Raw genomic sequence first — 12,368 nt, 5'->3', positions numbered from 1 at the left:
CCTTCAACATGTATTCTATTCTATTGCAGGACTCATCCTGGGCAACATTCATTGGCAGGTTTCACCCGGCTATCGTGCATTTCCCTATTGGCTTTTTGTTGATAGCAGCCTTGCTCGAACTGGGAAGGCGCTGGGGGAAAATTGCTGTCAGCGAAAACGTCGTTGTTTTTATTCTGCTATGGTCTGCCATCAGCGCAACATTTGCCTGCGGGGCGGGTTACCTGCTCTCATTAAGCGGTGGATATGATGTTAACCTGCTTGATAATCACATGTGGAAGGGAATTGGAGTAGCCGTTTTCGCCTGGGCAGCCTGCCTTGTCAAATCTGATAAGCTGCAAAAGGCCTTGCCGGCAGGTAAGCTGATTTACCTCCCCGCCATCCTGGTCGCCACCGCACTTACATTAAGCGCCGGCCACGACGGCGGCTCGCTTACGCATGGCGAGGGTTACCTAACGCAGTACACACCCGAACCTTTCCGCAGCCTGGCCGGCCTGCCGCCTTTAAAAGCAGAACCAACTGAAATTAAGCCCATTGCAGATGTGCAGCAGGCCGTAGTGTATACCGAAATTGTGCAGCCTATCCTGCAAACCAAATGCACCCAATGCCACAGCGCCAGTAAAAGCAAAGGCGACCTGCGCATGGACCAACTGGGGTTATTGGCAAAAGGCGGCGAAAACGGCCCTGCATTCATTGCTGGAAAAAGTGCAGAAAGCGATATGATCAAAAGATGCCTTTTGCCCGAAAACGATGACGAGCATATGCCGCCAAAAGGCAAGCCTCAACTAACAACGGACCAGATCGCGCTGCTTTCGTGGTGGATCGATCAGGGTGCTTCGGCTGATAAAAAAGTCTCCCAACTGACGGTTTCGGAAGCCATTAAACCTGCACTGGCTTCGCTGACAAAGGGCGCTCCGGCCGGCTCCGACAAGATCTCCGAACCCGGCGTGCTTAGCCTGAAAGTGCCAAAGGCGGATGATCGGGTTATTGAGGATTTAAGAAAAACAGGGCTTATTGTCAACACATTATCTCAGGATCAAAACCTGCTAGAAATCAGTGCAGTGAATCTGCCCGGTTTCAATGATAAGCAAATGGAGCTTTTGAAACCCGTTGCCCAGCAAATTACCTGGCTCAAACTAGGAGGCACGTCTATAACCGACGCTGCATTTGAGCAAATTTCAAAGTTCCCCAACCTCAGCAAGCTGCATGTAGAACACACCGGCATTACAGATAAGGGCATCGCAATGTTGAAACCCCTTCCCTATCTGGGCTATATCAATGTTGTCGATACCAAGGTAGGAGATGCGGGATTGAAAGCAGTTGCGGGCATGAAAGCACTTCGCTCGATTTACGTGTGGCAATCGGCCGTAACAGACAGCGCCGTGAGTCAGGTTGGAAAGCAATTTCCCGATCTTTTGGTCATGAACGGTTTCAATGAGGCCACCGCAGCGGAATTTGTCAAAGCGGGCGATAAAAGCGATCCCAAAGAAGTTAAAAACAAATAATAAAAGCTACGGAATGTTACTGGCAGCGCCGTGCCCTTTTTATCCATACAGACTGTTTTTGAAGCCTAATCCAACTCCGTATAGCCATCGTCCCCCAGAATATCATGGCCGTCATTGTTTCGGAATTCCCTGACAATGGCGTCCCGTTCTGCGCGGTTTTTGGGATCCACACTAATGATAATCCCGCCCTCCCTGACGCCCGTTTCGTAAGTATCGCAATGTTCTTCGGGGATATGCGTTGCGATCACTCCGCTTATGGTTTTTGTTTCCGATTTCTCTGCCACTTTTCCGATCAGTCTTCGGGAAATGGAAATGCCCAGCTCCGGCAGAGAGATCATAGAAGTAATTGAAATAATCGCATCTGCAAGCAAATGTTTCGCTCCCGCCTTGGACTCCTCATCATCCAGCGCAATCTGCTCGTCGGCACCATAACCCGCTTTCTCATTCGTAGGATTGGCATGCTTGTTCAATGTCTCATCAGACATCAGTATAGAAATGTCATCTTCCGTATGTCCCATCTTCAGCAAGGCCTGGTACGCACTTTCAGCATGTTGTTTGGTAAAAAAAACAGCCGAAACGGTTCCCGGCAGATCGTAGGCGTAACTTGTTGATCCCATAATTACAAAGTTCAAGTCGATTGGTGCTGTGACCTACCAATATAATGCCAGCCGTACAGATTTGGAAAAATAGAACTTACTAATATTTTCCAAGAACCTGACCAAAGTCATTTTACCAGCCAATCTCCGTCAAATTTGGCGACATAATCTTTCTCCAATTTTGAAGAAGCATTAAGAAGTCAATAGCATGGAGCAAGAAACCATTACAATCGGACCGGCGGCAGCAAAGACGACCGAAAATACCTGTTACCATTGCGGCGAAACATGCCGTGAGGAAACCATCAACGCCGACGAACATTCGTTTTGCTGCAAGGGCTGCTATCATGTCTACGACCTCTTAAAAGTCACCGAATTGTGCGATTATTATAACATCGACAGCTCTGCCGGAATTTCACCCGACAAATCCTTTTTCAAAGGAAAATTCGACTACCTGGACCTGCCCGACGTCCACGCCAAAATGCTGGAATTCACCGACGGCCACCTTTCGCAGGTAAGCTGGTACATTCCAAAAATGCATTGCAGCTCGTGTATCTGGCTGTTGGAACAGCTTTACAAATTCAATCCGGGTATCCGAAGCTCGGTCGTAAATTTCCCTGAAAAGAAAGTCAGGATTACCTTTGAAGCCGGGAATGTAAAGCTCAGCGAGCTGGCCACATTGATATCGAGCATCGGCTATGAACCTTACATCAGCCTCAACGACATTGCAGGTGAGCAGGTTAAGAAGTGGAACCGCAAAAGACTGTATAAGATCGGCGTTGCCGGATTTTGCTTTGGCAATGTAATGATGCTCAGCTTTCCCGAATATTTTCATTTGGGCAAAGATGCATTTGATGAAAGCCTCCGGGCTACATTTGGCTGGCTGAACCTGGCTTTGGCCATTCCTGTGCTGCTTTACTGCGGCAGTGATTTTTTCAAATCGGCCTGGGCAGCACTCAAAGGAAAATACCTGAACATTGATGCCCCGATCGTTATTGCGCTCGTTTCTATTTTCAGTCTCAGCCTTTACCAGATCGTATCCGGCACCGGCCCGGGCTATTTTGATTCCCTCACCGGCGCAGTCTTTTTTATGCTTACCGGCCGCTTTTTTCAGGACAAAACCTACGCCGGCATTTCCTTTGATCGCGATTACAGATCCTATTTCCCCGTTGCCGTTTCCGTATTAACCGGCAAAGCCGAGATCAGGACCCCTGTCACAGACCTGAATGCAGGAGACATTATACTCGTCAGAAATGCGGAGCTTATCCCGGCCGATTCCGTTCTGTTAAGCCCCGAGGCGCTGATCGATTACAGTTTTGTATCCGGCGAAGCCGAGCCGGTGAGGCGAAAAAAAGGCGATACGATTTACGCGGGCGGCAAGCAAACCGGACCTGCTATTGAGCTCGAAATCATGCGAAAAGTTTCGCAAAGTTACCTCACGCAGCTTTGGAACAATGAGAGTTTTACCAAACAAAAAGAAGACCAGAATCAAATGCTAGCCGCCCGGATCAACAGGTATTTTTCTGTGATCGTGCTCATCATTGCCTCGGTTACTTTTGCTGCCTGGTATTTTATTTTCAAAAACCCTGAAACGGCCTTCCGTGCATTTACAACTTGCCTTTTGGTAGCATGCCCCTGCGGATTGCTATTCTCCTCCACCTTTACAAACGGCAACCTGATGGCGCTTTTTGGTAAAAACCAATGTTATCCCAAAAATGCGGATGCCATCGAACGCCTCTCGAAGATCGACACCGTCGTATTTGATAAAACAGGCACCATAACCCGCTCCGATGATGCGGAAGTGACATTTATCGGCACCCAGATGAGCGGCCAGCAAATGGCTATGGTGAAAAAAATAGCCACGCAATCCTCCCATCCGCTGAGTAGATTGGTTGTGAAAAGCCTGGCCAGTGTTCATACAGAAACGCGAAAGCTTTTACATTATATAGAGGCCAGCGGCTCAGGCATTAAAGGATCATTCGGAGACCACACCATTAAGCTGGGTTCGGCGGCGTGGGTCGGAGAGCAAATGATCGAAAATGACCATCGCTTTTCCAGGGTGTATGTCAGCATTGATGGCGTTTGCAAGGGTCATTTTTTGGTTAAAATAAAATACCGGGAGAATCTGTCCCAAACCATAGATAAGCTGGACGATCACGGCTTTAACACCTATCTGCTCTCGGGCGACAAACCCACGGATCAGGATTACCTGGCGCATATTTTCGGAAGTCCTGCCCATTTGTATTTCAAACAAAAACCCGAAGACAAGCTGGCATTCATCGCAGCATTGCAGCAAAAAATGTATCAGAATGTGCTCATGGTGGGCGACGGGCTGAATGATGCCGGCGCTTTGCAGCAAAGTAACGTAGGCGTAGCCGTTTCCGACGACATCAATAATTTCACACCATCCTGCGACATGATCATTGACGGCAAACAGCTTTCGCGCTTACCCGCTTTCATCAACCTGGCGCGTCGGGGCCAGAAAATCATCAAGGCCAGCTTTGCTATATCGCTGATATACAACGTGGGAGGACTATTCTTTGCCATAGGCGGCCAGCTCTCGCCCGTGCTTGCCGCCATTCTGATGCCCGTGAGTTTGATTTCCATTGTTGGCTTTACCACCATTGCCAGCAACTTATCTGCCAAGAGGATTTTGAAAAACTGACGAAGGTCAGTTGTGAACCACGCTGTCATCATCTTTCTGCTCGGGGCGATCCGGTAGTTTTGATCCATACAAACAGCAAAAGATTCTTTCAAAATGAGTGCAATGTTCGTCATGATTATCGCCAGCCTTTCCATCGCCCTGGGATTCTTAGGTGCCTTCATCTGGTCGGTGCGCAAAGGGCATTACGATGATGACTACACGCCTTCCGTCCGTATACTTTTCGATGATACCAGCAGCGATGCATCCAAAAACAACACCAAAGATATTCACTAAATTTTACCTGAGTTATGTCAAACGTTCCCCATCCTGCTCTGGCAACCGTTGAACTGGATGAGTTCCAATACGATAACCGCATTGTGCGGGATTTCGCGATTGCAACAATACTTTTCGGTCTCATCGGTATGCTCGTCGGGCTGCTGGCTGCATTACAGCTGGTTTTTCCTGATCTGAATATGGATCTGCCATATCTTACTTTCAGCCGCATCCGGCCGCTGCATACCAATGCGGTTATTTTTGCATTTGTCGGCAATGGTTTTTTTACCGGCTTGTATTATTCTGCACCGCGTGTGCTGAGAACGCCGATGTGGAGCCCATTGCTGAGCCGGATGCATTTCTGGGCCTGGCAGTTCATCATTCTGGCGGCGGCCATCACATTGCCTATGGGCCTTACCAGCTCCAAAGAATACGCAGAGCTGGAATGGCCGCTTGACATTGCCATTGCCGTGGTATGGGTCGCAGCGCTCATTAACCTGGTAATGACCACCATTAAGCGCCGTACGGAGCACATTTACGCTGCGATCTGGTTTTACATTGCTTCATTTGTGACCGTTGCCATGCTGCACGTGGTCAACAGTATGGCGCTGCCGATTTCTTTATTCAAAAGCTATTCAGTGTACGCAGGTGTGCAGGATGCACTCGTACAATGGTGGTATGGACATAATGCCGTGGCGTTCTTTCTTACGACTCCTTATCTGGGACTGATGTATTATTTTCTTCCCAAAGCGGCTAACCGTCCTATCTATTCCTACCGGCTTTCTATCGTCCATTTCTGGGCGCTGATATTCCTGTATATCTGGGCCGGGCCGCACCACTTGCTTTACACTTCCCTACCCGAATGGGCACAAACGCTTGGAACCGTATTTTCGGTCATGCTCCTTGCGCCTTCCTGGGGCGGTATGATCAACGGGTTAATGACCCTGCGCGGCGCCTGGGATAAAGTCCGTGAAGATGTTGTGTTGAAATTTATGGTTGTAGCCATCACAGCATATGGTATGGCCACATTCGAAGGCCCAATGCTTTCTTTCAAAAATGTGAATGCAATCGCACATTATACCGACTGGATCGTTGCACACGTTCACGTAGGCGCGCTGGGCTGGAACGGCTTTCTGACTTTCGGAATTTTATACTGGCTATTCCCACGCATATACGGACGTCCGTTATATTCTAAAAAAGCTGCCAACTTCCACTTCTGGATCGGAACGCTCGGCATCTTGTTTTACACCATTCCCATGTACTGGGCTGGCTGGGTGCAAAGTTCTATGTGGAAGGAATTCACGCAGGAAGGACTTTTAAAATACCCCAACTTCCTTGAAACCGTAACACAGCTCAAACCGCTGTATTTTCTGCGCAGCGTAGGCGGCACATTATATATTGTTGGCTTCATTGTGATGATCTATAACTTGTGGATGACGGCGCTGAAAGGCAAGCTCATCGCCACCGAAACGGCAAAAGCAATGCCTTTGAGCGCGATCTGGCATGCTGAGAAAAGCGAATACTGGCACCGCAGGTTGTTTGAACGCAAACCGCTGGCGCTGACCGTTTTCGCGCTGATCGCCGTAGCCATTGGCGGGATGATCGAAATGATCCCAACCTTCATGATAAAATCTAATGTGCCTACCATTGCATCAGTGAAACCTTACACGCCGCTGGAATTGCAGGGACGCGATATTTATGTCCGCGAAGGCTGCTATGTATGCCACACGCAAATGATCCGTCCGTTCCGCTCCGAGATCGAACGTTATGGAGAATATTCCAAATCGGGTGAATTTGTTTACGATTACCCGCACCAGTGGGGCTCAAAACGAACAGGCCCGGATCTGCACCGACTAGGCGGAAAATATCCTGATTCATGGCATTACAACCACATGGAAGATCCCACCACAATGTCGCCCGGCTCCATTATGCCAAGATATGGCTGGCTGCTGGAAGATGATCTGGATACGAGCACAACAGCTGCCAAGATCCGTGCTATGCAAACATTGGGCGTGCCTTATGAAGAAGGTTATGATAAAATGGCCAACACCGATCTGAGCAAACAAGCCAAAGAAATCCAGGCCCGGCTAAAACAAAGCGGCATCAAGGCTAATGAGGATAAGGAAATCATTGCACTCATTGCTTACCTGCAAAGATTAGGAACTGATATTAAAAAATGATTGAATTATGAAATTCCGAACATATCTTGAAACCATTGCCGGCATAGGCATTTACCCGCTGATCTCGCTTATAATATTTTTTGTCTTCTTCGTGTCGCTGATCGTTTTTGTGATTGGGATTGATAAAAAATCGCTGCAAAAAATGGAAAGTATGCCATTGAATGATGGTGTGATCAAAAAGGCATTGCTTTCCTTACTTTTCTTTTTCACGATGGGCGGCCCGGCCTTTGCCCAGGAAACGGCAGAACCTATCCGTGCGATCAGCGGCAACGAGCTGATACTGCTCGTGCTGCTGGCCATCCTGTTTTTTGCAGCGCTGCTGGTGGTAATCGCTTTGGTCAACACTGTAACATTACTTCGTAAAATCTCGGCGCCAGCCAAGGCAGAAACGCAAGATGCTCCGGTTATTTCCTGGTGGAAAAAATTTGCGGGCATGAGCATTCTGCCCAGCCAGGAACATCAGCTGATCATCCAGGGCCATGATTATGATGGCATCCAGGAGCTCGACAACCGCATGCCGCCGTGGCTGCAATCGCTTTTCCTGGCCACTGTTGTTATCGGGGTTGGTTACGGGGCTTATTATTTCAGCGGCATAGGCGATTACCAGCTTGCCGAACTCGAAAAAGAGGTGGCGCAAGCGGAAATTGATAAAAAGGCTTATATGGCAAAAGTTGGCGCATCCATGGATGAAAATACGGTGACGCTGATCGGTGAAGAAGCGGCAATCGGACAGGGAAAAGCCATTTTCCAGGAAAAATGCACCGCTTGCCACGGAGCGGACGGCGGAGGAAGTGTGGGCCCCAACCTGACAGATGCGTATTGGCTGCATGGGGCCGGAATCAAAAATCTTTTCAAAGTCATCAAATACGGCGTTCCTGAAAAAGGGATGATCTCCTGGGAAAAACAGCTCTCGCCTACCGACATTCAAAAAGTGGCCAGCTATGTACATTCTTTGCAAGGCACCAAACCCGCCAGCCCGAAGGAGCCTCAGGGTGAGCTCGTAAGCAGTAATCAGGTCGCAGAAAACTAAGTTAAGTCAATTTTCACACTACGAACATGAATACGACCCAGCATGTCATCAACGATTCCGACGAATCATTCCGCGACCATTTCAATGCGGTAAATGAGGATGGAAAACGAAATTGGTTTTACCCCCAAAAACCAACCGGCAAATGGCATACGCGAAGGGTTTGGTTTACAGTGCTGATATTGACGCTTTTATTTGCGACACCATTTATCAAATTCAATGGCCAGCCTTTGCTGCTGTTCAATGTGCTGGAACGTAAATTCATCATTTTCGGCATCTTCATAGGCCCGCAGGATTACTGGCTTTTCGGCCTTACAATGCTGTCGTTTATGGTTTTCATTGTGCTTTTTACAACCGTTTTCGGACGGTTATGGTGCGGCTGGGCATGTCCGCAAACAGTGTTTATGGAAATGGTTTTCCGCAAGATCGAATACGCCATTGAAGGCAATGCAACCAAGCAGAAACTGCTCAACAAAGCGCCCTGGAACACAGACAAGATCCTGAAAAAAACGGCCAAATACGGGGCCTTTATGATCGTATCATTCCTGATCGCTAACCTGCTGCTGTCGTATGTGCTGGGTGTGGATGAGCTTTCTAAAATTATCCGTGAGCCCATTGCAGACCATATGCCGCTTTTTGGCGGGATCATTGCTTTCACAGCCATCTTCTACTTCAATTTCGCATGGCTGCGCGATCAGGCATGCACGGTGGTGTGTCCCTATGGCCGCTTGCAAGGTGTGCTAATGGACCGTAACACCATTAATGTTGCCTATGATTATGAGCGTGGCGAGCCCCGCGGAAAAATCCATAAAAACCAGGAACGCACCGAAGGTGATTGCGTTAACTGCCATCAATGCGTGGCCGTATGCCCGACGGGCATTGACATCAGAAACGGCCTGCAAATGGAATGTGTGAACTGTACAGCCTGCATTGATGCCTGCGACAACATTATGGAAAAAGTAGGATTTGAAAAAGGACTGATCCGCTACACTTCCGAAAATGCAATTGTCAGGAAAACCAATAAGCTCATTACGCCTCGTGTCGTGGGTGCAATGGTGATGCTGGTTCTACTATGGTCGGTGCTGGGATTTATGGTTGTGTCGCGAACCGATACCCAAACCATGCTGCTGCGCGCGCCGGGCAGCCAGTACATTGAAAACAAGGATAAGACTATTACAAACCTTTATACTTTCAAGATTTTCAACAAAACCAACCATGCGATTGTGCCCGAGATCCGGCTGGAAGGCATTCAGGGTAAGCTGATTTTTGCGGGAGCATCCACCACGGGAAAATCTGGCTCGAAAGCACCTGATCTGTCACTTGAACCTGCCGGAATGGTTGAAGGCACTGTGTTTATTATTGTGCCGGGCAATGAATTAAAAAGTCGCAAAACAACATTAAAACTGTCTGTATATCAGGGTGATGAAAAGCTCGAAGCATTTGAAACAACATTCATAGCACCAGAAAATTAATTAAAAATAACGATCATGAAAATTAACTGGGGAGTCGGCATAACAGCGCTGTATCTGGGCTTTGTAGCCATGATATTGTTGCTGGTCAGTATGAGCATCGGCCAGAAAATCGATCTGGTAACCGAGCATTATTACGAAGAAGAAGTTGGTTTTCAGGATAAGATCGACAAAAAAGAACGGTCCGCAGCACTTACCGAGCCCGTGAAATGGGAAGTGACCGCCAAGGAAATCAGCATTGTTTTTCCCGGTAATGTCCAGCAAGCCGATTTGACGGGTGAGATCAAGTTATACTGCCCGTCAAACGATAAAAATGACCGGAAATTCAAGATCGCTCCACGCGAGCACACGCAGATTATTCCTGTCGGCAACATTCCCGAAGGCACCTATCACCTGCAAATCGATTGGAAAAATAAAGAACAGACATACTGGACTGAGGATGTCATCGTAATCAGTCACCAATAACAAAACATTGAACAATGCCCTCCCTTATCTTGCCCTGACGATGGGACTGCTTAGCAGTTTCCATTGCATGGGCATGTGCGGGCCTATTGCGCTGGCGCTTCCCGTGCAAAAAGGCAACGCCTGGCAGCGCACTTCGGGTTTGTTTGTCTATAATTTCGGCAGGGCAAGCTCCTATGCTATGCTGGGGGCCGCCACCGGCATTTTTGGCAGTGCGCTGGCATTGATGGGCTATCTCAAATACATTTCCGTGCTAGCCGGGCTCTTTATGCTGGCTTATGTTTTTTGGCCAAAAGCATTTGCAGGTTTGCTGATCGCACCGGGATTTTTGCGCAAGCCTGTTAATCTCATTAAAAAACGAATGGCTGCATTGCTGCACAGCCGCAAGCTGCACGGGTGGTTTTTGCTCGGCTCGCTGAACGGGCTGCTTCCTTGCGGGCTCGTATATCTGGCATTAATGAGCTCATTAGCAACAGGAAGCAGCGGCGCGGCGAGTATTTTCATGTTTGTTTTCGGTATGGGAACATGGCCGGCGATGATGGCGGTCGGATTCTTTAAAAATTGGGTAACGCCCGCCGTCCGGAGCAGATTTCGTCAGGTAACACCCGTTTTTATCGCCATTGCTGGAATATGGCTGCTTTATCGCAGCACCTTATTTGAATATCCCCACGCAGCCCAGCCTACGGCCAACCCCATCACGGAATGTCACGGCAAATAATGATGCACGGCCCCGGATCAGACAAAGGTTAGTTTTAATCCTGATTAAAGTCATGTTTTTCGGCACGCCATAAGCCTAGTTTTGATTCATAGTAACCAATCAAAATACGATTACCATGGATAAGGACCTGCTGTTCAAATACAATACACCCGGACCACGTTACACGAGCTATCCAACCGTTCCATACTGGCAGAAAACGCCCCCTACCCAGCAAAAATGGAAGGAACTGGTTATGAATGCTTTTGAAGTTTCTAACCAGAAAGAAGGCATAAGCCTTTACGTTCACCTGCCGTTCTGCGAAAGTTTGTGCACTTACTGCGGCTGCAATACACGCATTACTGTCAATCATCTCGTTGAACTGAAATACATTCGGGCTGTCCTCAAAGAGTGGCAGATGTACCTATCTGGTTTCGGCGAAACCAAACCTGTAATCCGGGAAATTCACCTGGGCGGAGGAACCCCAACATTTTTTAGTCCCGAAAACCTGAAAATGCTTATTGTGGGTTTGTTAAAAGACTCCATTGTCCATCCCCAGGCGCAATTCGGATTTGAAGCGCACCCTGGTAATACGACCGACGAGCACCTGCAAACACTTTTTGAAGTGGGTTTCCGGCGGATCAGCATTGGCGTTCAGGATTTTAACCCGATCGTGCTGGCCATTATCAACCGCGTGCAGACTTATGAGCAGGTAAAGCACCTGACGTTAAAGGCCAGGGAAATCGGCTACACATCTGTGAATTTTGACATTGTATATGGGTTACCATTCCAAAAAGCATGTTACATGATGGAAACCATGCAGCGCGTGATCCAGCTCAAACCCGACCGCATTGCCTTTTACAGCTACGCACACGTCCCCTGGATTAAACCCGGACAAAGAAATTTTACAGAAAAAGACCTGCCTGATGCCGATAAAAAAATGGCTATTTATGAAACGGGCAGAGGTGCGCTGGAGCTGGCTGGTTACCAGGACATTGGCATGGACCATTTTGCTTTGCCGGGTGATACGCTTTACAAAGCACAGCAGGAACAGCGCCTGCACCGCAACTTCATGGGCTACACCGACACCCATACCCAACTGCTAATCGGACTGGGCGCTTCTGCGATCAGCGACAGCTGGACGGGTTATGTACAGAACGAAAAAAAGGTCGAAGATTATTATCAGCGCATCGCGGCTGACATGCTCCCCATAGCCCGCGGTCACGAGCTGACACGCGAAGATCTGATCCTGCGCCGGCATATTTTAAGGTTAATGACACAGTTTGAAACCTCATGGTCCAAAACCAATGAATATTGTGAAGAAGTGTTCCAGTCGATTGAGCGCCTGGACGAAATGGAATTTGATGAACTTGTTGAATTACAACCCCTCAGCCTCCATGTTACCGAGAAAGGAAAGCCGTTCATCCGTAACATCTGCATGGCTTTCGATGCGCGTTTATGGGAATCCCAACCCGAGGCGCAGTTATTCAGCCAAACCGTCTGATCCAGTTAAAATCTTGTCCC

General features: G+C 48.4%; 10 protein-coding genes. 9 read left to right on the top strand and 1 reads right to left on the bottom strand.

Going from position 1 to position 12,368, the window contains the following annotated elements:
- The first annotated feature begins 8 nt into the window (after positions 1 to 8).
- Positions 9 to 1,502, top strand: coding sequence for a c-type cytochrome domain-containing protein (locus L0660_RS13130; RefSeq protein WP_235159879.1), 1,494 nt, complete (start codon positions 9 to 11; stop codon positions 1,500 to 1,502).
- A 65-nt stretch (positions 1,503 to 1,567) separates the two neighbouring features.
- Here L0660_RS13130 and L0660_RS13125 read toward each other — a convergent pair whose 3' ends face one another.
- Positions 1,568 to 2,119 (bottom strand): hypothetical protein, encoded by a 552-nt coding sequence (locus L0660_RS13125; RefSeq protein WP_235159878.1) that lies wholly within the window; start codon positions 2,117 to 2,119, stop codon positions 1,568 to 1,570.
- A 187-nt stretch (positions 2,120 to 2,306) separates the two neighbouring features.
- On the opposite strand from L0660_RS13125, the gene L0660_RS13120 reads away from it, so the two are divergent.
- The 8 genes from L0660_RS13120 (at position 2,307) to hemN (ending at position 12,348) form a co-directional block, all read left to right on the top strand.
- Entirely contained in the window at positions 2,307 to 4,760 is a 2,454-nt protein-coding gene (locus tag L0660_RS13120) for a heavy metal translocating P-type ATPase metal-binding domain-containing protein (RefSeq protein WP_235159877.1), read from the top strand.
- A 93-nt stretch (positions 4,761 to 4,853) separates the two neighbouring features.
- Positions 4,854 to 5,033: a cbb3-type cytochrome oxidase assembly protein CcoS gene (ccoS, locus tag L0660_RS13115; RefSeq protein WP_026629706.1), complete on the top strand. Its 180-nt coding sequence runs from the start codon at positions 4,854 to 4,856 to the stop codon at positions 5,031 to 5,033.
- Positions 5,034 to 5,047: 14 nt separating this feature from the next.
- On the top strand, positions 5,048 to 7,192 hold the full coding sequence (gene ccoN / locus L0660_RS13110) for a cytochrome-c oxidase, cbb3-type subunit I (protein WP_235159876.1): 2,145 nt from the start codon (positions 5,048 to 5,050) through the stop codon (positions 7,190 to 7,192).
- A gap of 7 nt (positions 7,193 to 7,199) precedes the next feature.
- Positions 7,200 to 8,222 (top strand): c-type cytochrome, encoded by a 1,023-nt coding sequence (locus L0660_RS13105; RefSeq protein ID WP_235159875.1) that lies wholly within the window; start codon positions 7,200 to 7,202, stop codon positions 8,220 to 8,222.
- 26 nt (positions 8,223 to 8,248) lie between these two features.
- A complete protein-coding gene (gene ccoG, locus L0660_RS13100; RefSeq protein WP_235159874.1) occupies positions 8,249 to 9,691 on the top strand; it encodes a cytochrome c oxidase accessory protein CcoG in 1,443 nt (480 codons plus the stop codon).
- A gap of 15 nt (positions 9,692 to 9,706) precedes the next feature.
- Positions 9,707 to 10,153 (top strand): FixH family protein, encoded by a 447-nt coding sequence (locus L0660_RS13095; RefSeq protein ID WP_235159873.1) that lies wholly within the window; start codon positions 9,707 to 9,709, stop codon positions 10,151 to 10,153.
- Between the two features lie 7 nt (positions 10,154 to 10,160).
- Complete coding sequence (locus L0660_RS13090; protein WP_235159872.1) at positions 10,161 to 10,868, top strand: sulfite exporter TauE/SafE family protein; 708 nt, start codon at positions 10,161 to 10,163, stop codon at positions 10,866 to 10,868.
- Between the two features lie 115 nt (positions 10,869 to 10,983).
- Positions 10,984 to 12,348, top strand: a complete 1,365-nt coding sequence (gene hemN, locus L0660_RS13085) for an oxygen-independent coproporphyrinogen III oxidase (RefSeq protein WP_235159871.1) — start codon at positions 10,984 to 10,986, stop codon at positions 12,346 to 12,348.
- Positions 12,349 to 12,368 lie beyond the last annotated feature (20 nt).

Source organism: Dyadobacter sp. CY351, from assembly GCF_021502625.1.
Taxonomy (GTDB): domain Bacteria; phylum Bacteroidota; class Bacteroidia; order Cytophagales; family Spirosomataceae; genus Dyadobacter; species Dyadobacter chenhuakuii.
Note: the sequence above shows the minus strand (reverse complement) of the source record. Positions and strands in the feature narration are given on the sequence as shown.